This is a genomic window from Brevibacterium sp. FAM 27836, from assembly GCF_051351055.1.
Taxonomy (GTDB): domain Bacteria; phylum Actinomycetota; class Actinomycetes; order Actinomycetales; family Brevibacteriaceae; genus Brevibacterium.
The window spans coordinates 1,878,428-1,900,163 of the sequence record NZ_CP195711.1 but is presented as its reverse complement, the minus strand read 5'-3'; the positions used below and the strand labels follow the sequence as shown (position 1 = coordinate 1,900,163).

Here is a 21,736-nt window from a genome sequence, read left to right as displayed (position 1 = left end):
ACAGAAGCGCCCGAAGGGACGCGAACGATCATTCCGAAATGATCGTAGTACAGATCGCAGACTTTCACCGAGGCGGCCCACCACCGCATGGGTCACGGGTTCAGCGCACGACCTCGCGGTGAGTGGTGTCGAGACGACGCGTCCACCCGCGCGAGTCGAGGTGTTCGAGCAGCGGAATGACCGTCCTCCGCGTCGTGCCCAGCGCCTGTCTGGCCTGACTCGTTGTGAACGGCTGCTCAAGACCGGCGAGTTCACGCATCGCCTGGGCGGGGGTGCGTGGGGAGACGACGATTCCGTCGCCGAGGCGCAGCACCCGTCCGGCCTTCTCGGCGACCGCGAGCTCCCGCGCTCCCAGACCGAGTTCGCGCAGGTCATCGGCTTCCGGGGCGGAGAACGGATCGGCGGCGAGACGTCGTTCGAGTTCGACGAGTCCGGCTTCGGCGGGTCCGAGATCCGCCGCGTGGCCGGGCGGCCGGACCATGCCGTCAACGGTTTCGAGGCCGGCGCGGGAGATGATCTCGCCGAGCAGGGTGCGAGTCGCCGCGGCCGCGCCTTCGGGCAGGGGCAGGCGTGCTTTCGTCGGTGTCTTCGCTGCGGCGCTGCGAGCGCTGTCGGCTGTCTCGACGCCTCGCCGCAGTGCTTCGGCAACGGCTTTGACGGGGACTCCAGCGGCCATCGGTCGGGCTGTGAGTTCGCGGCCGACCAGGGTCCTCGCGGTTTCGACCCAGGCGGCGAGCGCGGGAGTGTGGACGAGCCATCCGCCCACGGCTTCGACCTCCTCGGGCCGGGAATCACTCGACACTTCCAGACCGAATCGGACGAGGACGGTGCGTTCGACGGCCCCGCGGCGGGCCACCTCGGCGAGGATGTCCCCCTCGACCGGACGCTCGGCCAACTGACGTCCGCGGCGGGCACCGGCGCCCCGGCGTGAGAGTTCGGGCGGGTCGGCGTCGAGGACGACGAGGCCGGCGAAGACGTTGCGGCTGCCCGGCGCGCGCAGCACGATCCGGTCACCGAGCCGCAGCGGCAGAGGCCGTTCCAGGGTGAGCCTGGCGTGGTCGGCGTCGAAGCCTCGCAGTCGGGCGGGAACGGCGGCCGTGCCGATGTGGGCCATGAGTTCGCGGACACCCGCGTCGAGGTCCTCGCCCATGGTGCGGCGGACGTCGATGACGTCGACGACCGGCCACGCATCGGGGGTGAGCAGGGCGTCGCCGCGGTGGAGATCCTCGGCGGGGGTGTCGCGCAGGTTCACGGCGACGCGGGCCTGCGGGACCGCCTCGGTGGTGGTGGAGTTCTTCGACTGCAGTCCGCGCACGGTCACGGTCCGGCCGATCGTCTCACCGACCAGATCGACGGTGTCGCCCGTGCGCAGCGTCCCGGCCGTGAGCGTACCGGTGACGACGGTACCCGCGCCCTTGATCGTGAACGCGCGGTCGACCCACAGCCGCACCCGCGCCGAGGTGTCCGCGGGCTCGGCCGCGGCCGTGACCTCGTCGAGGACGGAGATGAGTTCGGGCAGACCGTCCCCGGTCGTGGCGGAGACCGTGACGATGGGGGCGTGCTCGAGTGGAGTGCCGCGCAGTTGGGCGCTGACCTGGGATTTCGTGGTCTCGATGGTGTCGGGGGCGAGGTCGGCACGGGTGATGACGACGAGGCCGCGGGTGATCCCGAGCGCGGCGATCGCGTCACGGTGGTCGCTCGACTGGGCCTGCCAGCCCTTGTCGGCGGCGATGACGAAGCAGGCGATGGGTGCCGGGCCGAGGCCGGCGAGCATGTTCGCGAGGAACTTCTCATGCCCGGGGACGTCGACGAACGCGAGTTCCCGACCCGAGGGCAGAGTCGTCCACGCGAAGCCGAGGTCGATCGTCAGGCCGCGTTTGCGCTCCTCGGCCCACCGGTCGGGTTCCATTCCCGTGAGGGCATTGACCAGGGTGGACTTGCCGTGGTCGACGTGCCCGGCGGTGGCGATGACGAAGGTGTCGGGGTGCGGATTCTGATCAGGCATCGTTGTCGTGAGATTCTTCGCCGAGGTGGTCCGCGGTCAGCACCCGCCGGACTACGGCGGCGATGCGGTCATCGTCTGCCTCGGGCACACATCGCAGGTCGACGAGGCAGCGCCCCTGGTGGGTGCGAGCGACGATCGCGGGGTCTCCGGTCCGCAGTGCGGCGGCGCAGGCTTCGGGAAGTTCCACTGCCCAACCAGGCAGCGGTACGCCGGGGGCTCCCCCGCCGCCGACGCGTCCGTCGTGGGCCACGACCTTCGCTCCGACCGCCTCGGCGAGGGAATCGGTGCGTCTGCGCAGGTGATCCGGGTCGATGTGGAGGGCGTCGTGGACGGGGTTCGCGGTGTGCGTGATCGTTGCTTCGAGCGCGGCGAGGGTGAGTTTGTCGGTCCGCAGCGCTCGGGCCAGGGGGTGCTTCGCCACCGCCCGCACCGCTTCGGCGCGGCCGAGGATGAGTCCGGCCTGAGGTCCTCCGAGGAGTTTGTCGCCGGAGACGATGACGAGGTCGGCACCGGCACGCAGAGCGGTGTCGATGTCCGGTTCTGCCGGGAGTGAGGGATCGGGGGTGAAGAGGCCCGAGCCGAGATCGACGATGAGCGGCAGATCGTGTTCGTCGGCGAGAGTGCGCAGTTCTGCGACGTCGACGGAGGCGGTGAATCCTTCGACGCGAAAGTTGCTCGTATGCACCTTGAGCAGACTCGATGTGGTCGCGTCGATCGCCTCGGCGTAGTCGGAGAGGTGCGTTCGGTTCGTCGTGCCGACTTCACGCAGGCGGGCGCCGGTGGTGGTCATGAGGTCGGTGAGACGGAAGCCGGCACCGATTTCGATGAGCTCACCGCGGCTGATGACGATCTCGTCGGGACTGCCGGCAGCTGAACCGGCGGTGGCAGTCGACCCGACAGTCCCGGATGCGGCGCCGCGGCCTCGCAGTGCCGTGACCGCAAGCAGCAGGGCGGCGGCACCGTTGTTGACGACGAGGGCGTCCCCAGCTGCAGGGCAGGCTCGCAGCAGGGCGGTCTTCGCCCCGGTTCCGCGTTTGCTGCGTTTGCCGCCGGCCAGGTTCATTTCGACGTCGACGTATCCGGCTGCTTCGGTGACGGCCTGCGTTGCCGCAGGTGACAGTGGTGCGCGGCCGAGGTTCGTGTGAACGAGGATGCCGGTGGCGTTGAGCACCGGAGTCAGGGAGGAAGCCGTACGGGAACGAAGCGTGGAGACGAGGGTGGGGGTCACCTCGGCGACGGGGATCTCACCATTGCGGGCGGCGTTCTGGACTTCGGTGATGATCGCCTTGACCGTCGCCTGATTGAGGTGTTCACCTGCGGCGATGATGTCCGGTGAGGCGAGGAGGAGGTCCGTGCGCGGTATGCTGCGACGCGGGTCGGACTCGACCATGGGGCCTCCTCGGGTGTGCCGACGCACGGGCGCGAACCGGTGGCGCGCTGCTCTCGCCTGCCTTCGCGTCCGCCGGCGAAACGGGTGGACTGTGGCGGAGGCGGACGGGAATCGAACCCGCCAGACCGAGATGCTCGGTCTCACTGGTTTTGAAGACCAGGGCGCCCACCAGGACACGGACGCCTCCACGAAGAATCCTACCCCGCGGTGTGCGCCCGCTCCCACCGAGTCGCGAGCTGACGGCCGCCTGGTCGCCGCGAACGTCGCCCTCCCGGCGCGACCGCTCGCTGTCCGCCGCTTCTGGTGCACACCCCCTTCCGCAGCGCTCTGACCAGGAGCGGAACTTAGGCTTGAGTTCACTCAGGGTTTGCTCAGCGGTTGTCATGAACGACTTAAGGTGACAAGGTCCCCGACCTCGTTTCCGGAAAGTCGTCATGCCTTCATCGCGTCACTGCGCCCGTTTCAGCACGGCCCCCGCCCCACTCCGAGAGGCCCCCCGCCTCTCCCCCATCCGGGGCATGCTGACCACTCTGGTCATCCTCGCAGCTCTCGTGGCTCCGACGGCAGCGATTCCGGAAATGCCGGACCCTGCCTCGGCGCCGGCATTCGCCGCAGCACCCAGCGACGAGGACCTGGGCGGGGACGACTCGGCGCTGCGCTCCTCGGAGACGAAACGCGTCGCACCCGGGCTTGAGCTCACGAATTTCTCGCGACTTGAGAGTGGGGGCTGGAACAACGGCAATGTGCTCACCGCCGACCTCACCACCGACTCGCTGTCCCTCGACGTCCGCGACCCCGGCACCGTGGCCGACAAGGGCACGACCGGAGAGATCATGGGCACGGGACCGGACGGGAAGAAGGCGGTCGCGGCAGTGAACGGGACCTTCTTCGACATCAATCATTCCTATGCCCCCATCTACACCTCGGTGTCGAAGGAAGGAATGCGAATCGGGTCTCAGGAACCTCAGCCAGCGCTCACCGTCGAAGGGCAGAAAGCTGCCGTGCAGATGCTGTCGGCTGCGGGCACACTGACCCACGACGGCGAAGAGACGGCTCTCGTCGGCCTCAACAATCCGGATCTGTCGCCGGACGCGATCGGCGTCTACAACGAAGCCTGGGGCGACTACACGCTCGACCGCCCTGTGGGCGGTCCCGATTCGATGGCGACGGAGATCGCCCGTGTCACCGTCGTCGACGGCACCGTCACGGAGACCTCGGGAATCGTCGACGAGGCGGGCGACCCCGAGATCCCCGAAGACGGACAGGTGCTCCTGGGCCGAGATTCCGGAGCGAAGGAACTGGCCGAACTCGAGGTCGGCGATGAGGTCGATGTGGAGATCAGCCCGAGTGAGGACGTCGACCTCGGCCTGGCCGGCAGTCATCAGATTCTCGAGGACGGCGAAGTGCCGAAGCTCGGCGAAGGCGACCTCGAGGAGACCGCACACCCGCGCACAGCCGTGGGCATCAGCAAGGATGGTTCCGAACTCTTCGTCACCACGATCGACGGCCGCACCGAGAACTCCGGCGGAATGAGCCTCGAGGACATGGGCGAGTTCTTCGCCGACATCGGCGCCCACAATGCCGTCAACCTCGACGGCGGCGGGTCGACGACGATGCTGGCCCGCACCGCAGGCAAGGACGCACCGGTGGTGCAGAACGAGCCCTCAGACGGAGAGCAGCGCACCGTCGGCAATGCGCTGGTCTTCTACTCCGATGCCCCCGCCCAGACTCTCAGCGATGCGCAGATCGAGCCGAGCCTCGAAGGTCAGAACACGGTCCTCAAGGGCCTGGGCCGAACCGTGGAGGGCACGGGACTCGGCGCCAATCTCGAGCCCATCGCCGCCTCTGGCAGCTTCTCTGCCGACGGCGGGGTCTCTGTCGCCGAATCGGACGACTCCTCTGCGCGCGTCACCGGAGATCAGACCGGGAACGGGCGGGTGAGCTACGCGGTCGACGGGCACACCGCACGCACCGATCTCGACGTGCTCGGCGATCCGGTCGGACTGTGGCCGAGTGCCCGCACGATCAGCCTGCAGGACACCGAGGATTCCGCCTCGGTGTCCCTGACCGGGTACGACTCCGAAGGCCGACGGTCACTCATCGAAACCCCCGACATCGACGTCGACGCCGATGAGGGCATCGAGGTCGACAGCGATGGCCTGGGCGAACTCGTCATCTCCGGCCGTGACGCGAATGCTTCCGGCTCGGTGACGGTAACGGTCGGGGACGTCTCCACGTCCATCCCCGTCACCGTCGGCACCGAGTCGAAGCAGGCTCTCGACTTCGCTGAAGCTTCGGTCTTCACTGATGGCGTGGACAGGGCGACCGGTTCGTTCTCCGTGGGTGAGCCGACCGAGGACGGTCAGCCGAGCCTCGATCTCAGCTATGACTTCTCGACCTCCTCGGCGACTCGCGGCTATTACCTCATCCCGAAGGAACCGGTGAAGCTCGACGGTGACACCGTGGCCTTCGAGATGATGGTCCGCGGCGATGGCACAGGACCCTGGCCCCGGCTGCAGGTGAGCACCGCCGACGGAACAAGCACGAATATCGACGGCGACCACATCACCTTCGAGGGGTGGCAGAAGATCCGCTTCGAGGTCCCTGAAGGACTGTCTCAGCCGCTGACTCTTGAGCGGATACGGCTGATGGAGACCCGCTCGGCCGAGAAGTACAAGGGCGAGATCTCCATCGCCGATCTGCGCGCGATCTCGACTCCCGAGAGCCGGCAGCCTGCGGACGAGGCCCCGCATGATCCGGCGCTGCTGAGCAGCGGCACCGTCGAAGGCCGCCCTCAGCAGGTCGCCGTGATGAGCGATGCGCAGTTCGTCGCCACCGACCCCGATTCGGAGTCGGTCGAGGGCGCCCGACGCACGCTGAAGGAGATTCGCGCGGCCGATCCCGACCTGCTCGTCATCAACGGCGACTTCGTCGATGAAGCTTCGCCGGCCGACTTCGAGCTGGCGGAGACGATCCTCGATGCGGAGTGGGACGATTCGATCCCCTACGTCTACGTGCCCGGCAATCACGAGATCATGGGCGGTGAGATCGAGAACTTCGAGTCCGCATTCGGCGCACCGACGACCCAGAGGAACCTCGGTCGGACGAAGGTGGTCACGCTCAACTCGTCTGCCGGCTCCCTCAACGGCAGTGATGATGCGCAGCTGAGGGAGCTGGAGGACGCCCTCGACGAGGTGGCCGACAGTGACTACCTCACCGGCATCTCCGTGTTCTTCCACCACCCGCCGCAGGATCCGCTGCCGTCGAAGACGAGTCAGCTCGCCGATCGGCGCGAGGCCGCAGAGCTTGAGAAGAAGCTCGGCGAGTTCCGCAGGGACAGCGGTAAGTCCGCCGCGGTGGTCAACGGTCATGTGGGCGCCTTCCACGGTTCTGCCGTTGAAGGAGTCTCCTACCTCATCAACGGCAACTCCGGGAAGGGTCCTGCAGGCACTCCGTCGACCGGTGGGTTCACCGGCTGGACGATGCTCGGCATCGATCCCGGTGCGGGCGAGGTCGGCGAGAACCCGAGCACTGCCGATCGCGTGGGCTGGTTGGCCGCGGAGACCAAACCGCGCGTCGATGAGATCTCCCTCGATGCCCCCGGCTCCTTGGCTCCCGGGCAGTCCGCGGGCATTTCGGCCGAGTTCACACAGGGCGAGCGCACCGTGCCCATCGGCTGGCCGGCCACCGCCCAGTGGGGCGGGGATGGTGTCGTCATCGATTCCGGAGAAGAGACGGCGATGCAGGTGGCGACGGGCAGTTCCTCGGGCTCGGCTTCAGCGCAGAGTGCGACCAAGGGAACGTCGATCACCGGCGCCGAGGCGGCTTCCGCTGTCATCCGCGTCAACCCGGCCACGCATGAGATCACCGCAGAGAACCCCGGTACCGCGGTACTCGAAGTCACCGTCAACGGCAAGACAACGAAGGCGAGAGTCGAGGTGGCCGGCGAGGAGCCGCCGCCCGGTCCCGGAGACGACGATGGGTCCGAGAACGGCAGCGGTGACGAGGTCAGCGGCGCAGACGCGGACGGCGACGATACTGCAAGCGGGTCGGACGAGGATTCTGACGACGATGGCTCCGACAACACGTCCGCCAATGGCGGCTCCGGCGCAGGTTCCGCAGACGCAGATGACACGGCGAAGGACGGAACGTCCGGGGGCCGCTCGGAGGCCAGCGGCGGAGGCGACCTTCCGCGTACCGGTGGCCCGGTCCTGCTGACGGCCGGGCTCGGCGCCATGCTCGTCATCGGCGGGCTCCTCATCGCCCGGATGTCTCGGGCGCGTAGAACGAACCGATCGAGCCGGAGTCACTGAGGCTCAGCCGGGGACAACCTCGACGCCCTCAGACGGTGGCGGCAGGTGCTCGCCCGTCGCCACCGGTGTTAGTCTCCGGGTATGACTGCGATTCATGACCGCCTGACTTCATTCGCCCATGGTGGAGGGTGCGCCTGCAAGATTCCTCCGGGCGAGCTCGAGGACGCGGTGCGCGGGTTGGTCGGGCAGCCGGGTCCGGATGTTCTCGTCGGTCTCGACGACGGTGACGATGCCTCGGCGGTGCGAATCCGCGAGGATCTCGCGGTGCTTTCGACAGCGGACTTCTTCACACCGGTCATCGACGACGCCTACGACTGGGGTCGGATCGCTGCGGCGAACGCACTCTCGGACATCTATGCAATGGGCGGGACGCCGGTCACGGCGATCAACCTCGTGGGATGGCCGCGTGAGAAGCTGCCGATGGAGTTGCTCACCGAGGTCCTGCGCGGTGGGCTCGACGTCGCGGCGCAGGCGAACTGCCCCGTCGCCGGCGGGCATTCGATCGACGATCCCGAGCCGAAGTACGGAATGGCCGTGACCGGGGTGGCCCACCCCGATGAGCTCATGCGCAATGATGCCGCCGAGGTGGGACTTCCCCTGACATTGACCAAACCGATCGGGGTGGGCATCCTCAACAACCGGCACAAAGTCACCGGTGAGAACTTCGACGAAGCCATCGCCACGATGACCTCGCTCAATGCCGATGCTGCCCGGGCGGCTGTCGCGGCCGGGGTGCGAGCGGCCACGGACGTCACCGGGTTCGGCCTGCTCGGACACCTGTTCAAGATGGCTCGGGCCTCCGGGGTCGGTGCCGTCATCGACGCGGCCGCGGTGCCCCGCCTCGACGGAGTCGATGAGTCGATCGCCGATGGTTATGTCTCGGGCGGAACCAGGCGCAATCTCGATTGGGTGCGCCCGAACCTCACCGCCGACGACTCGGTGACCGAGGACGAGCTGTTCCTCCTCGCCGATGCGCAGACTTCAGGCGGACTGCTCGTCGTCGGTGAACTGCCCGGCCACCCGATCATCGGCGAGATCACCATCGGCTCGGGCGTGCACGTGCGGTGACGCCGGTCATCTGCGTGGAGTGACGTCCTCGTCGCGGAACTGTCGGAAGCTGGACAAGAAGAACCAGAAGAGGACACCGTTCCCGAGGCCGACGAGCAGTGCCTCCCACCAGGAGAAGGCGTCATTGCCCAAGCCCAAAAGGCTCATGCCGAAATAGATGAACGGGAAAAGCAGCGCCATGAACACACCGAGTCTGACGCTCTGACGATCCTGGAGCAGCTTCTTCATAGATTTCCTACGCTACTGCACATGCTGTGTTTTGCAACCCGTCTTGCCGGCCGTGCAGGCATCCCACGCTGTTGCCCGCACAACACCCGGAGCATCTCACACCGTCAGCGACACGACACACCGCTGACCGCACAGCGAACCGATAGCGGCACAACACACCGTTAGCGGCACAGCGCAGCGGTGCACCGGGAGGTTATGTCGCTGCGGGTGAGGGGTCCGGCGGCATCGGCCTCAGCGTCGTCTGCCAGCCAGCGCCCCTACCACCCTGTCGTGATCGAGTCGTCGGTGATGCCGCGGGCCCGACGCTCCTCGAGGCGAGCGCGCTGGGGTTCGACGACGTGACGCGGATCCTTCGTCGATTCGATGCCGGCCTCGAGCACCCCGAAGCGGGTGTACGCCGAGGCGGCGGCGAGTGCCGCACCGGAGACGACCGAGAGCGCACGCAGCGCCGTCCTCGTCTTCCAGCTCCGCTTGCCCCCGGCACCGAAGGCACCACTCGATGCGTCAGTCTTACCGGCGAGCTTCTTCGCGAACACTCGTGCCCCCACCTCGACGGCGGCGGCACCGGCGGCACCGGCAAGGAGCAGCTTCTCGGCCCGGTGGAGTTTGTGGCCGGGTTCGCCGTCTTCCATCGGATCGACCTCGGCGGGGTGCATGCCCTTCTTCATCTGATCCATCGCCACCATCTCACCGGCGGCACCGGTCAGCGCCAGAAGACGAGCCGGACCGGTCTCGCGGATCGGAGCCAGCGCCATTCCCGCTCCCCCGGCGGCCATCGATGCCGAGGCCACGAACACATATGAGAGTCCGTTGCGACCGGCAGCGTTCCACGTGGGAACCGCGGTATCGCCGAGCAGCGCGCCCGTGTAGGCGGCCAGAGGTGTGGCGAAGAGCGCTGACTCGATGGCGGCAGGCGTTTCGAGGGCGTGGAGCACGCGGCGCAGGGGGCCGAGCGGCAGCAGCTTCTCACCGGTCAGGCGATCGACTTCGATGGCGGTCAGCACGCCCGAACCGACGCCGAAGCCGGAGAGGATCCAGGTGCCCAGGCTCATCGGGGAGCTGACCTTGAACACGCGCATCATGTTGAGGAACCGTTCGGGCCGGCCGAGGTCGGCCACGAGCGCCGCTCCCCCGATTCCTGTTGCGGTGATCGCTGTCATCCGTGAAGCGATGCGCAGACCGGGACGGTCGCTGAACTGTGCGCCCAGACCCAAGAGGGCCGAGCCACCGGCCAGACCGCCGAGGAACAGGTAGAGCCCGATCTCATCGCCCCAGGGCGGAGCCTTGACGATGGGTCGACCGTAGTAGGAGGTGAATTCGACGTCCTCGACCATCGGCATCTCACGGTTGCCGTCAGCCCCGCGGTTCTTCCAGCCACCGCCTCGCCGACCACCGGCACCCGGTCCACCACGACCGCCACCGGGCCGACCGCCTCGGCGGCGCTTCTTGCGTCCGCCTTCCGGCTCGGGTGGACGGTAGGAGTCATATTCGGACGTGCTCAACGGCGGCTCCCGAGGAAGGCGAGTCCGACGGCGGCGACCATGCCGAGCGCCGCGATGCCGGCATTGGCGTACATCTTCGGCAGGTCCTTCGTCGGCACACGCGGATCCGGCGGCAGCCCGTAGACCTCGGGCTCGTCGAGGATGAGGAAGACCGATCCGGTGCCACCGACCCCGTCGTTCGGGTTCGCGCCGTAGAGGCGAGCCTCGGTCAGACCCTTCGCATGGAGATCGGCCACGCGGGCGTGAGCCTTGTCGACCATGTCGTCATGGTCGCCGAATTTGATCGATTCCGTGGGGCAGGTCTGCGCGCACGCCGGTTCCTGCCCATCGACGAGGCGGTCATAGCACAGGGTGCACTTGTTGGCCGTGTTCTTGTCCGGCACGTCCATGTCCGAGGCGCTGCGATCACGGTCGGTGGGTGTGTTGATCGTGCCGTCATCGCGGCGCTCGATGACGCCGAAGGGACAGCCGGCCACGCACGTTCCGCAGCCGTTGCAGACGTCGTTCTGCACGACGACGGTGTCGAATTCCGTGCGGAAGAGCGCTCCCGTGGGGCACACGTCCAGGCAGCCGGCGTGGGTGCAGTGCTTGCACACGTCCGAGGACATCAGCCAGCGGAAGTCCGCCGTGTCCGGGGGCGTCGTATCGAGGTTGGCGATGTCCTCGGGATCGCTCGGTTCCAGGGCGCCGGGTGCCAGCAGATCGATGCCCATCGGTGGGGTCGAGGGCAGTCCTCCGCTTCCGGCAGACCCATCCGCTGCCGCACCGAGGGCACCGCCGAGTGGCTGGGCACCTGCCGACTCATCCGTGCGCGGACGGATCGTCGGCATGCCGAGGTTGACGAGTTTCCGCCCCGACTCGCGGGCGGCTTCGATCCGCTCGGAGTCCTGTTCGATGAAGGCGACGTGTCGCCAGGTGTTCGCCCCGAGGCTGCCCGTGTTGTCATACGAGGATTCGAGGAGTTCGTAGGTCCCGTCCTGCGGATTGTTGTTCCACTCCTTGCAGGCGACCTCACAGGCCTTGCAGCCGATGCAGATCGACGTATCGGTGAAGAACCCTTTGCGCTCGTGCGCGGAACCGTGCCAGTGCCCATCCGCAACGGCATCGTTCTCGACGGTCGATGTCGACATCAGTCCTCCTCCTCGTTTCCTGTGTTGTCCACCGTATCCGTCTGGGCACCCTCGCCGAGGTTGCCCTGCTGAGCCTTGTCCGCATCCTTGCCGATGTAACCGCGGTCGGGGTCGCCATCGGTCGGGTCCCCATCGTCCGCGCGGTTCGCGTCCACGGTCTCGGTCGGGTTCTGGTCCACGCTGTCGGTGGGTCCAAGATCGACCCGGCCCGTGCGATCATCGGCACTGTCGACGGCTTCGTCTCCGAGGGTGCGCCCAGGGGTGACACCCACGGCGGAGTCCCCACCGCGATGCGGATGCCCGCCCTTGCTGGCCGCAGAGTCCGCGGCCAGGGACTCGGCGACGACGTCCTCGGAGACCGTGACCAGCTGATTGCCCGATTCCGGGCTCAGACCGGCCTCACGCTGATACTTCTCGACGAAGTCGACGAGCTCCGGACCCCGTGGACGGCGTCCCGGTATGATCGTGCCGGCCACGTACTTGCTGTTCTGGATGAACACATTGGGGTCCATCGTCACGCCCAGCAGATCATTCGCGGAGTCACCTTCGACCGTGGCGTCTCCGCCGACGCCCCAGTGGTAGGGCAGGCCGATCTGGTGGATGGTCTTCCCGCCGATCGTCAACGGCGTCATCCTCCGGGTCACGAGCACGCGGGCCTCGATGGCGGCGCGCGGGGAGACCAGCGTCGCCCATCCGTAGGGCTCGAGTCCCACCTCGGCGGCGAGCTCCGGGGAGATCTCACAGAACATCTCCGGCTGCAGCTCCGAGAGGTAGGGCAGCCACCGCGACATTCCTCCTGCGGTGTGGTGCTCGGTCAGGCGGTAGGTCGTGAACACGTACGGGTAGACCTCGGAACCGGGATTGCCTGCGGCCGGGGCCGAGAGGTTGTCCTCCCTGCGCATCACCAGTCGTGTCGGGCTCGACTGCTGCTCGTAGAGCGGGTTGGCCACCGAGGATTCCTGCGGCTCGTAGTGCGTGGGCATCGGCCCGTCGACCATGCCGCTGGGCGCGAACAGCCAGCCCTTGCCGTCGGCCTGCATGACGAACGGATCGTCCCCGTCGAGGTTGGCGGGTCCGCCGTAGGGCTGATCCGAGCGGGCCGAGGGTGCCCGGTCGATCGGGAAGTCGGGGACGTCCTTGCCCGTCCACTTTCCGGTCTCTTCGTCCCACCACACGAACTTCTTCCGCTCCGACCAAGGTGTGCCGTCGGGTGCTGCAGAGGCGCGGTTGTAGAGGATCCGTCGGTTCGCCGGCCAGGCCCAGGCCCATTCGGCGGCGGTCTCGTCCTGCTCGGCTCGGGGCTTGCGTCGGGCGGCCATGTTCTCGCCGCCTGAATAGATTCCCGCGTAGATCCAGCAGCCGCCCGCGGTGGTGCCGTCGTCGGTCATCTGATTGAAGTTATCGAGCGGCTGTCCGTCCTTGTCACCGCCGACGTAGTAGCCGTTGATCTCGGCCAGCACGGATTCGGCGTCGACCTCACCCTCCTCATCGACCGGGTAGTCCCAGGTCATGTCGAGGAGCGGACGATCACGAGGATCGTCGGAGTCCCCCAGCTTCTCGCGCACCCGTTTGCCGAGTTCGAAGAAGAAGTCGAGTTCGCTCTGCGCATCGCCGGGTGGGTTGACGGCCTTGTGCCGCCACTGCACGAGGCGCTGCGTCTGGGTGAAGGTGCCGGCCTTCTCCGTGTGGTTGGCCGCGGGCATGAAGAACATCTCGGTTTCGATATCTTCGGTCTTGAGCTCACCGCTGGCGATCTCGGGGCCGTCCTTCCACCAGGTGGCGGATTCGATGAGACGGAAGTCGCGGACGACCATCCACTTGAGGTGGCTCATCGCCATGCGCTGCATCCGCCCGTTGGCCGAGCCGACGGCCGGGTTCTGGCCGAGCAGGAAGTACCCGTCGACACCGTCGTTGAGCATGCGGACCTGCGTCTGATACGTGCCGTGGGCACCGTTGATCTTCGGCAGGTAGTCGTAGGCGAAGTCGTTCTCCGGCGTGGCGGCATCGCCCCACCACGCCTTGAGCAGGTTGGTGGCGTAGCTGCGTCCGTTCGCCCAGAAGCCCTTGTGGGTCTCCGGAGTGCCCACCGCCTTGACGTAGTCGTCGAAGGTCTCATGGACTCCGGCGCTGGGCATCGGCAGGTAGCCGGGCAGCAGGTTGAACAGGGTCGGAATATCGGTCGAACCCTGGATCGTGGCGTGTCCGCGCAGGGCCATGATGCCGCCGCCGGGACGACCCATGTTGCCCAGCAGCAGCTGGAGGATCGAGGCGGTGCGGATGAACTGGGCGCCCAGCGAATGCTGGGTCCAGCCCACGGCGTAGGCGAAGCACGTGGTGCGTTCGCGCCCCGAATTCCGAGTCACCGACTCGACGAGGTATTCGAAGTCTGCCGGTTTGATGCCGCAGTTCTCGGCCACCATCTCAGGCGTGTAGCGCGAGTAGTGGCGTTTGAGGATCTGGAAGACCGTGCGCGGGTCGCTCAGGGTCTCATCGGTGACGGGCGCCCCCGACTCATCGGTCTGGTACGACCAGGTCGAATTGTCGTAGGAGTTCGTCTCGGGGTCGAACCCGGAGAAGAGTCCGTCCAGGTCTTCTGTGTCCTGATAGTTCTCGCTGATGAGATTCGTCGCATTGGTGTACGCACGGACGTACTCATCGAAGTACGCACCGTCGCTGAGCACACGGTTGATGAGCGCACCGAGGAGCACGATGTCCGAGCCCGCCCGGATCGGGACGTGCTTATCCGCGATCGCAGTGGTGCGGGTGAAACGAGGATCGACGTGGATGATGCGGGCACCACGGGCCTTGGCCTCGGTCACCCATTGGAAGCCCACGGGGTGGCACTCGGCCATATTGGATCCCTGGATGATGATGCAGTCCGCATTCGCCATATCCTGGACGGGTTGTGTGGCGCCGCCTCGCCCGAACGAGGTTCCCAGACTGGGAACCGTGGCGGAGTGTCAAATGCGCGCCTGGTTCTCGATCTGTATCGCGCCCGCCGCCGTGTAGAGCTTCTTCGCGAGGTAGTTCTCCTCGTTGTCGATGGTCGCCCCGCCGAGGCTGGCGATGCCCATCGTGCGACGCAGGGGGTGTCCCTTGTCGTCGACGTCCTCCCAATGGTTGCGGCGGGCTTCGATGAAGCGGTCGGCGACCATGTCGAGCGCCGTATTCAGATCGAGCTTCTGCCAGTCCTTGGCACGCGGAGCGCGGTAGAGGACGTCGGTGACGCGTCCGTTGGCATTGACCAGCTGTTCGCTGGCGGCTCCCTTCGGGCAGAGACGTCCACGCGAGATCGGCGAATCCGGGTCGCCTTCGATCTGCACGACCTTGTCATCCTTGACGAAGATCTTCTGTCCGCAGCCGACGGCGCAGTAGGGGCACACGGACTGGACGACCTTATCGGCCGTAGCCGTGCGCGGGGTGGTGTCTCGGGTCTTCTGGGACACGACAGATTCTCCGCGTCCCGTCTTGTCCGAGGTGCGGAATTGCCGGAGTACCGGCCACTCGAGGAAGCTGAACCGAGCCATGGCTCAACCATAGACCCTCACATGCGGAAAATGCATCAGGCGAGCCGCAGTGGAATCACCGCGTCCTGCAAGGTGAGACCGCCTGAGTCGAGCGATCGGTGACGACCGTTCGGCTCAGGCGGAAAGAGCTTGGGTTCAGGCCCCGGGAAGGGTCCGGCTCAGACCCGGCGAGCAAGCAGGATGGCGTCATCGAGTTCGGCGGGTTCGCCGTCCGGTGAGGTCACCTGTCGGGTCCGGGTCTCGGCGAGTTCGATCTCCCAGCGATCGGGGCTGGCACCGATGAGCAGAGCGAAGTCTCCGTTCGGGCTCACCGGTTCGTGGTGGTGGTCCATCCCGTGGTCGAGCTTCTCATTGTGTTCTGCCGCCCACGGCGGCATCGTGGCATGGGAGACGAGCAGCAGGGCACCGCCCGGTGCCACGTGTTCGGCGACCCGGGCGAGCAGCTCTTCCCGGGTGTCGGGCAACCGGGTGTGGAGGAAGAACCCGGTGACGAGGTCGAAGCCGCCTCGGCGATCGGCGTCTTCCGCTGATGCGGCCTTCGGTGCCCAGGTGGAGATGTCGGCGACGGCGAAGTCGGCCTTCGCTCCGCGGTCGTCGGCGGCCCTGCGGGCACGGTCGATGGCCGTGGTCGACAGATCGATTCCGGTGGCGGCCCAGCCGTGTTCGGACAGCCAGACGACATCGGCACCCTCTCCGCAGCCGACGTCGAGGGCGCGGCCGGGCGCCATGTCACCGACGAGGGCGACGAGGGCTTCGTTCGGGCTGCCCGACCACACGGGGTCGTCAGATCCGGAGTAGCGCTCTTCCCAGGCCGCCACGGAATCCGGGACAGCGATGGAATCGGTCACTGGTCGACGCCCGGATCGGCGGGGATGGAATCGGGGCCGTCGTCCGCGGCCTCGGTCGAGGCGGCAGCGTCCTGCTTGGCCAGTTCGGCGCGGACTTCGTCCATATCGAGGCCCTTGACGGCGGTGATGACCTGCTCGAGCTGCGGTGCGGCGAGCGCACCCGGCTGAGCGAAGACGACGATTCCCTGGCGGAAGGCGACGAGCGTCGGGATCGAGGAGATCGCGAAGAGGCCGGCCAGCTGCTGCTGGGCTTCGGTGTCGATCTTGCCGAAGGCGATGTCGGGGTTGGCCTCTGCGGCCTGTTCGAAGACCGGAGCGAACTGCTTGCACGGGCCGCACCAATCGGCCCAGAAGTCGAGAAGGATGATCTCGTTGTCGTTGATGGTCGATTCGAAGTTGTCCTGAGTGATTTCGATCGTAGACATGCGGGTCAGTCTAGGAGCCGAGGATGAATGATGTCTGGACGGGGTTGGCATTTCTCCTGGACAGCATGCTCCGCGCACTCTGTGTTGTCACGAACTCAGTCCAGGGCGAAGTCCGCAATCGGTTCGTCCTCGGCGATGGCGGTGAAGACAGCATCCGCCTCGGGGGCGATGACGACCCGGTTGGGGTCCTCAGGAGCCTTCGTCCAGGGCATGATCACGAAGGTGATCGCGTCCTCGGGCACCGAGGAGACCGTCGAGGCCAAGGAACCCAATGCCGAAACCGAGTCGAGTTCTTCGTCGACGCTCAGCGAAGAGGTGACGGCGTCGAGGAAGCTGTAGAGGCGATCGGGACGTGACAGGACCTGCGCGCTCTTGGCCCGGTCGATGATCGATTCCATCACCATCTGCTGATTGCCCATGCGGGAGATGTCGCTGCCGTCGCCGACGGCATGGCGGGTGCGAGCCAGCGCGAGGGCATCGCTGCCGTCGATGGTCTGGTGACCGGCAGGCAGGTCGAGCTGGGCCTTGGAGTCCTTGAGCGGTTCGTCGAGATCGACGGTGATCCCGTCGAGGGCATCGACGATCGTCGCGAAACCGTCGAAATTCACCTCGATGAAGTGATCGATGCGCACGCCGGTCAGGGCTTCCGCAGCGGAGACCGAGCAGGCGGGACCGGAGTTGAGGGCGGAATTGATCATTCCGTGGACGGCGCTCGAAGCTCCGAAGCCGGTGTCGGTGCAGGCGGGGATGTCCATGATCGTGTCTCGCGGGATCTGAACGGCATCGATGCGGGAGCTGTCGGCCGAGATGTGGGCGAGGATCATCGCATCGCTGCGAGCGCCTTCGGCCGTGCCGTATCCCGAAGAGGCGGCTCCGTCCCCGCCGTCCTCGACACCCATGCCCTCGCCGGTGCTGCCGTCGTCCTCGGCGTTCCCGGAGTCGAGATCTCGCGTGTCCGAACCGAGGATGAGCACATTCGTCTCGTCCGTGAGCTTCTCGGGCACGGCACTCTCCTCTCCGGCACGCAGGGGCGAGGAGCTGATATTGGAACTGAGGTTGTGAACGACCGCCACGATCGTCACCGGAACTGCGATGACCATGACCGCGATCAGGGCCACGATGGTGCGGCGGCGTCGGTACTTCATGGCGAGACGACGCTGACGCCGCGGTCCGATCTCCGGCAAACCTGCACTCCTTCATTTCACTCTGTTTCAGATTGCATACAATCCTAAACACAGGTTCTCAGTGCAATCCGTCATTCAAGCCGTCCAGACTCTGTTAGAATGGATTTGTTCCTGTACGACACTGTGCGGAACGTGTGGCGTTGCGAGCGTAGGTAGATTCGCTCCGCGCCCTGCAGTCGCCGAATCAGCGCGTGTCTACCATCCGCGCTTCTCATACTTTCTCTTCACTTTTCAGTCCAGTCGTACATCGACTTCAATCCAGCACCTTCGAGTGCGTTATCGTCACCGAGCTTTCCGCTTCTTCGCCTGAGACAAGGATTTTTCACATCAGCACGAATTCCGGAGCTTCGGTTTCACCACAGTTTTTCGTTGGATCCGCGTACGACACTCGGTTCGTCCAACGAGAAGTCACACCATCAGACCAACGGCTGCTCGGCACTGTCGATCAGCTCCAGGCTCTGCAGGTGTGAACAGCCGGACCCGGTCACGGGTCCGACCATCACGACCGCATCAGCGGTCATCAGCTAAAAATAAGGATACAAAGATTATGGCAACAGGTACCGTGAAATGGTTCAACGCGGAAAAGGGTTTCGGATTCATCCAGCCTGACGACGGATCGGCTGACGTGTTCACCCACTTCTCCGCGATCGAGGCCTCCGGCTACCGTGAGCTCACCGAGGGTCAGAACGTCGAGTTCGACTCTGAGATGGGCTCCAAGGGCCTGCAGGCGACTCGCGTCCGCGGCCTCTGAGACTCACTGTGAGTCTCATCAGAGACATCACAGGTCTCTCTCGAGACTTCTGAGATTCATCGGAGACCCTCCGCTTTCGGCACCATCGTGATCGTCTCAACGGTCACCAGCCGCAGTCGGATGGTTTCCACCAGCGAAGCACCGAAGCAGTCAGCTGCCTCGGTGCTTCGCTCTATTCACGCCCGGTCCGTGCTCTTCATATCCGGTCCATGCAATTCATGGTCTGTCCGTGCGGAACCGAGCTCTCGGCTGCTGCGCCGTCGGTCCAGCGCCCACCATAGGCCAAGGAACGTTGACATATAACTGTTGCGACTTCTACAGTCGTGGCAACGATCACAGGAGTGCTCAGGCACACGATGGGGCGGAGGCATGATGAGAAGAGGACGTCGGCTGAGCTGGATCATCGCCCTGCTGCTCCTCGTCATCGCATGCCACGTCGCGACGCATATTCCGCCGCTGAGCAGCTTCGCCGCCCTCTTCTGGGGACTGTCGCTGATCTTCCTCGTCATCGCCCTGATTCTGGCGATCATGCGCAGCCGGGAGCACGGTCGCGGCCGATGACTGATGCAGTCGCCCGGCCACCCGCCGAGGCCCCTCCTGCCGGTTCATCCCCGGCCTCCGGAAGCAGCCTCACCGCCGTCTTCGGCACCGAGACTCGCCGCACCCGGTAGCGTGGGTTGTGACTCAGCGAATCCGATCACACAGGTGGTGCCCTCATGTCTCAGCCCGACTCCTCCATTCCGACGACCGTGGTCTTCGATCTCGGCAACGTCCTCATCGGATGGGACCAGTCGGGTCCGCTCGCTGACCGGATGAGCGCCGAAGAATGGCGCGACTTCGCCGCCGAAGCGGATTTCTCCGCCCTCAACTCCGCCTCCGACGCCGGCGTTCCGGTCGCCGAGATCGTCGCGCGGGCCGCTGCGACGGACCCTCGCCACGGCGAGATCATCTCCCTCTACTACGAGCGCTTCGAGAAGTCCCTGACCGGTCCGGTCGAGGGCATGGCCGAGGTCGTCGCCGAGCTCAAGGACTCAGGGACCAGACTGCTCGGCCTCTCGAACTGGGCGGCCGAGACCTTCCACCATGCCCCTGCAGCGGCACCGGCCATCAACGAGCTCGAAGACGTCGTCGTCTCCGGGCGCGAAAAGCTCATCAAGCCCGATCCGGCGATCTTCCACGTGCTCACCGAGCGGTTCGACCTCGACCCGAGCCGGACCGTCTTCGTCGATGACCTGCCGTCGAACATCGAAGCCGCACGGAAGCTCGGATTCATCGGTCTCGTCTTCACCGACGCACAGTCCCTGCGCCGGGATCTGGCTGGCCTGGGGCTGCTGGAACCGACGAACCGCTGACGAGAACCAGAGCAACTCCGCCTGGGCAGAGCACGCTTCGCATTGAGCCGAAGTTCAGTCGCAGGGCCTAACGTGGCCGGTATGACATATGTGATCGCTCAACCCTGTGTGGACGTGAAGGACCGTGCCTGTGTGGATGAGTGCCCGGTGGACTGCATCTACGAAGGCGAACGGATGCTCTATATCCATCCGGACGAATGCATCGACTGCGGAGCCTGTGAGCCGGTCTGCCCGGTGGAGGCGATCTTCTACGAAGATGACGTGCCCGAGGAGTGGTCGAGCTACTACAAGGCCAATGTCGAGTTCTTCGACGACATCGGCTCCCCGGGCGGGGCTGCCGGCATGGGCGTGATCGACAAGGATCATCCGCTCGTCTCCGCCCTCCCGCCGCAGAACCAGTGATTCGCCGCGCGACGACGGCAGGATGCGTTCCACCCATTCCCAGTCGCCGTCTGCGGGCAGGGCCTCGGTGCTGTGCGGGACCGATCAGCTTCCCTGTTCGAATTCGTCCTTCATCGCGGTGAGCGTGCGGTAGATGTTGATGCGCTGGAAGTCCGAGAAGGACTGCCCGCGCGTGACCACACGATCGAAGACCGCGGCCACCCAATCCGGCCAGCCGGTGCGATCATCGTTCCAGGTCTCGGTGACTCGCGTCGCTCCGCCGAGGTCCTCGAAGTCATAGGACCACGTGGCATTGCTGCCTTCGAGAGACGGCGAACGGGGGCCGATCTTGCGCACGGTGAACGCGAACCGCCGGCCCGGCACGGAATCGATGACAACACTCTCGGTCACCCACCTCGCGCGGCCCCGCCGGTTGGTGCCTTCGAAGACCTCGCCCACCGACAACGGGCGTGCATCCGCGCGGGTGCTGGCACCGGTGTTCTCCGGACTCCACCGGGGCATCTGCGTCGGATCGGCCACCTGCGCCCAGATGGCGTCGGCCTCTGCACGGATGACAATGCTGCCGCTGACCTGCATGGTGCGTCTCATCGAATTCCCTTCCTCGGTCACCCACCCAGCCTAGAGGGTCGTTCCGGTGTGCACCTGCCCGAGCCGGACTCACTTCCTCGTGTCACCGGTCTTTCGGCCCCGACCCAAGAGCGCCTCTTGGTGAGCGACGGTCTGGTCGCGCAGGGCCTGCACGACCGCGGCGATGGCGGGTCTGCGCAGCGAGTCGGGGCGCAGCACCATCCAGTAGGGCAGACGTTCGGCCACCGTGTCGGGGAAGAGGCGCACGAGGTCCGGATGGCGATCGGCCATGAAGCACGGCAGGAATCCGACCCCGGCACCCGCTCGGGTGGCTTCGACGTGGACGAAGACGTTTGTCGAAGTCAGGGCATCTTTCATTGAGGGGAAGAGCCGCGTCGGTGCGTCCAGATCGTCGACCTGGAGCATGGAGTCGACGAAGTAGACGAGTCGGTGTTCGCTCAGTTCGTCCACCGAGGTGGGAGTGCTGTGGGCGGCCAGATAGTCGCGTGCGGCGTACAGTCCGAGTTCGTAGTCGCCGAGCTTCACCGCCTCCGCCCGGTGCACGCGCGGTTCGCCGACGACGACTTCGATGTCGAGCCCCGACCTCTGCTGCAGGGCTTGGCGAGTGACGGTGACGATCTCAACGCTCAGACCCGGATGTCGGCGTCGGAGCCTGGCCACCGCGGGAGAGGCCACGTAGGCGCTGAAGCCGTCGGTGGCGGTCATCCGCACCACTCCTGCCACCGGATCCGGCACCTGTCCCTGTTCGCCGAGGCTGTGCACTGCCGCCTCCATCTGCTCGGCGACGACCACGGCCCGCTCTCCGAGCTCAGTGAGCTCCCACCCACTGTCAGCGCGGGCCAGGACACGGCCGCCGAGGGATTTCTCCAACGCCGCGATGCGTCGGGAGACCGTCGAATGGGTCAGCCCCAGGTGGTGTGCCGCTGTCGTGAACTTCGCCGTGCGGGAGACGGCCAGCAGCACGAGCAGGTCATTGGGGGTGGTGTCCATACCTGCCATAGTAGGCACAGACGATCACCTCGT

General features: G+C 66.2%; 16 protein-coding genes, 1 tRNA gene and 1 pseudogene. 6 read left to right on the top strand and 12 right to left on the bottom strand.

Going from position 1 to position 21,736, the window contains the following annotated elements; genetic code table 11:
- Positions 1–100 precede the first annotated feature (100 nt).
- From selB to ACSE4D_RS08570, 3 genes are all read right to left on the bottom strand, one after another.
- The gene (selB, locus tag ACSE4D_RS08580) at positions 101–2,005 is read right to left on the bottom strand and encodes a selenocysteine-specific translation elongation factor (RefSeq protein ID WP_426936914.1); all 1,905 of its coding nucleotides are present in this window, start codon (positions 2,003–2,005) and stop codon (positions 101–103) included.
- Positions 1,998–3,395, bottom strand: a complete 1,398-nt coding sequence (gene selA, locus ACSE4D_RS08575; protein ID WP_426936913.1) for an L-seryl-tRNA(Sec) selenium transferase — start codon at positions 3,393–3,395, stop codon at positions 1,998–2,000. Before selA ends, selB begins: the two co-directional genes overlap by 8 nt.
- A 92-nt stretch (positions 3,396–3,487) precedes the next feature.
- Positions 3,488–3,582, bottom strand: a tRNA-Sec gene (locus ACSE4D_RS08570).
- A gap of 331 nt (positions 3,583–3,913) precedes the next feature.
- On the opposite strand from ACSE4D_RS08570, the gene ACSE4D_RS08565 reads away from it, so the two are divergent.
- Together ACSE4D_RS08565 and selD are read left to right on the top strand one after the other, a co-directional pair.
- Positions 3,914–7,708: a phosphodiester glycosidase family protein gene (locus tag ACSE4D_RS08565; RefSeq protein ID WP_426936912.1), complete on the top strand. Its 3,795-nt coding sequence runs from the start codon at positions 3,914–3,916 to the stop codon at positions 7,706–7,708.
- Between the two features lie 81 nt (positions 7,709–7,789).
- Positions 7,790–8,776, top strand: a complete 987-nt coding sequence (selD, locus tag ACSE4D_RS08560) for a selenide, water dikinase SelD (RefSeq protein WP_426936911.1) — start codon at positions 7,790–7,792, stop codon at positions 8,774–8,776.
- A gap of 6 nt (positions 8,777–8,782) precedes the next feature.
- Here selD and ACSE4D_RS08555 read toward each other — a convergent pair whose 3' ends face one another.
- The 7 genes and pseudogenes from ACSE4D_RS08555 to ACSE4D_RS08525 form a co-directional block, all read right to left on the bottom strand.
- Positions 8,783–9,004, bottom strand: coding sequence for a hypothetical protein (locus tag ACSE4D_RS08555; RefSeq protein ID WP_135537743.1), 222 nt, complete (start codon positions 9,002–9,004; stop codon positions 8,783–8,785).
- A gap of 257 nt (positions 9,005–9,261) precedes the next feature.
- Entirely contained in the window at positions 9,262–10,506 is a 1,245-nt protein-coding gene (gene nrfD / locus ACSE4D_RS08550) for an NrfD/PsrC family molybdoenzyme membrane anchor subunit (protein WP_436327075.1), read from the bottom strand.
- Positions 10,503–11,636 carry a 4Fe-4S dicluster domain-containing protein gene (locus tag ACSE4D_RS08545; RefSeq protein WP_205683295.1) on the bottom strand — a complete coding sequence of 378 codons (1,134 nt, stop codon included), beginning with the start codon at positions 11,634–11,636 and terminating at the stop codon, positions 10,503–10,505. Before ACSE4D_RS08545 ends, nrfD begins: the two co-directional genes overlap by 4 nt.
- A 359-nt stretch (positions 11,637–11,995) precedes the next feature.
- A pseudogene (fdnG, locus tag ACSE4D_RS08540) lies at positions 11,996–15,163 on the bottom strand (formate dehydrogenase-N subunit alpha); the annotation flags it as partial.
- A gap of 158 nt (positions 15,164–15,321) precedes the next feature.
- Positions 15,322–16,011 carry a class I SAM-dependent methyltransferase gene (locus ACSE4D_RS08535; protein ID WP_436327074.1) on the bottom strand — a complete coding sequence of 230 codons (690 nt, stop codon included), beginning with the start codon at positions 16,009–16,011 and terminating at the stop codon, positions 15,322–15,324.
- On the bottom strand, positions 16,008–16,436 hold the full coding sequence (gene trxA, locus ACSE4D_RS08530) for a thioredoxin (protein ID WP_135537738.1): 429 nt from the start codon (positions 16,434–16,436) through the stop codon (positions 16,008–16,010). The genes ACSE4D_RS08535 and trxA overlap by 4 nt, the downstream gene beginning before the upstream one ends.
- Before the next feature lie 95 nt (positions 16,437–16,531).
- Complete coding sequence (locus ACSE4D_RS08525; protein WP_436327073.1) at positions 16,532–17,620, bottom strand: LCP family protein; 1,089 nt, start codon at positions 17,618–17,620, stop codon at positions 16,532–16,534.
- Positions 17,621–18,167: 547 nt separating this feature from the next.
- Here ACSE4D_RS08525 and ACSE4D_RS08520 point away from each other — a divergent pair.
- From ACSE4D_RS08520 to fdxA, 4 genes are all read left to right on the top strand, one after another.
- On the top strand, positions 18,168–18,371 hold the full coding sequence (locus tag ACSE4D_RS08520) for a cold-shock protein (RefSeq protein WP_062240453.1): 204 nt from the start codon (positions 18,168–18,170) through the stop codon (positions 18,369–18,371).
- Between the two features lie 369 nt (positions 18,372–18,740).
- Positions 18,741–18,932, top strand: a complete 192-nt coding sequence (locus ACSE4D_RS08515; protein ID WP_436327072.1) for a hypothetical protein — start codon at positions 18,741–18,743, stop codon at positions 18,930–18,932.
- A 155-nt stretch (positions 18,933–19,087) separates the two neighbouring features.
- Positions 19,088–19,723, top strand: a complete 636-nt coding sequence (locus ACSE4D_RS08510) for an HAD family hydrolase (protein WP_436327071.1) — start codon at positions 19,088–19,090, stop codon at positions 19,721–19,723.
- A gap of 81 nt (positions 19,724–19,804) precedes the next feature.
- Complete coding sequence (gene fdxA, locus ACSE4D_RS08505; protein ID WP_135537735.1) at positions 19,805–20,125, top strand: ferredoxin; 321 nt, start codon at positions 19,805–19,807, stop codon at positions 20,123–20,125.
- Positions 20,126–20,209: 84 nt separating this feature from the next.
- Here fdxA and ACSE4D_RS08500 read toward each other — a convergent pair whose 3' ends face one another.
- Both ACSE4D_RS08500 and ACSE4D_RS08495 read right to left on the bottom strand, forming a co-directional pair.
- Positions 20,210–20,713, bottom strand: a complete 504-nt coding sequence (locus tag ACSE4D_RS08500) for an SRPBCC family protein (protein ID WP_135537734.1) — start codon at positions 20,711–20,713, stop codon at positions 20,210–20,212.
- Positions 20,714–20,782: 69 nt separating this feature from the next.
- Entirely contained in the window at positions 20,783–21,703 is a 921-nt protein-coding gene (locus ACSE4D_RS08495) for a LysR family transcriptional regulator (RefSeq protein ID WP_436327070.1), read from the bottom strand.
- Between the last annotated feature and the right edge of the window lie 33 nt (positions 21,704–21,736).

Bases quoted from the DNA above. Each gene is read 5' to 3' on its own strand.
- fdxA (WP_135537735.1), top strand. From the start codon at position 19,805: ATGACATATGTGATCGCTCAACCCTGTGTGGACGTGAAGGACCGTGCC.
- ACSE4D_RS08500 (WP_135537734.1), bottom strand. From the start codon at position 20,713: ATGAGACGCACCATGCAGGTCAGCGGCAGCATTGTCATCCGTGCAGAG.
- selB (WP_426936914.1), bottom strand. From the start codon at position 2,005: ATGCCTGATCAGAATCCGCACCCCGACACCTTCGTCATCGCCACCGCC.
- ACSE4D_RS08510 (WP_436327071.1), top strand. From the start codon at position 19,088: ATGTCTCAGCCCGACTCCTCCATTCCGACGACCGTGGTCTTCGATCTC.
- ACSE4D_RS08555 (WP_135537743.1), bottom strand. From the start codon at position 9,004: ATGAAGAAGCTGCTCCAGGATCGTCAGAGCGTCAGACTCGGTGTGTTC.
- ACSE4D_RS08515 (WP_436327072.1), top strand. From the start codon at position 18,741: ATGATGAGAAGAGGACGTCGGCTGAGCTGGATCATCGCCCTGCTGCTC.
- ACSE4D_RS08565 (WP_426936912.1), top strand. From the start codon at position 3,914: ATGCTGACCACTCTGGTCATCCTCGCAGCTCTCGTGGCTCCGACGGCA.
- ACSE4D_RS08495 (WP_436327070.1), bottom strand. From the start codon at position 21,703: ATGGACACCACCCCCAATGACCTGCTCGTGCTGCTGGCCGTCTCCCGC.
- selA (WP_426936913.1), bottom strand. From the start codon at position 3,395: ATGGTCGAGTCCGACCCGCGTCGCAGCATACCGCGCACGGACCTCCTC.
- ACSE4D_RS08545 (WP_205683295.1), bottom strand. From the start codon at position 11,636: ATGTCGACATCGACCGTCGAGAACGATGCCGTTGCGGATGGGCACTGG.
- ACSE4D_RS08520 (WP_062240453.1), top strand. From the start codon at position 18,168: ATGGCAACAGGTACCGTGAAATGGTTCAACGCGGAAAAGGGTTTCGGA.
- trxA (WP_135537738.1), bottom strand. From the start codon at position 16,436: ATGTCTACGATCGAAATCACTCAGGACAACTTCGAATCGACCATCAAC.
- selD (WP_426936911.1), top strand. From the start codon at position 7,790: ATGACTGCGATTCATGACCGCCTGACTTCATTCGCCCATGGTGGAGGG.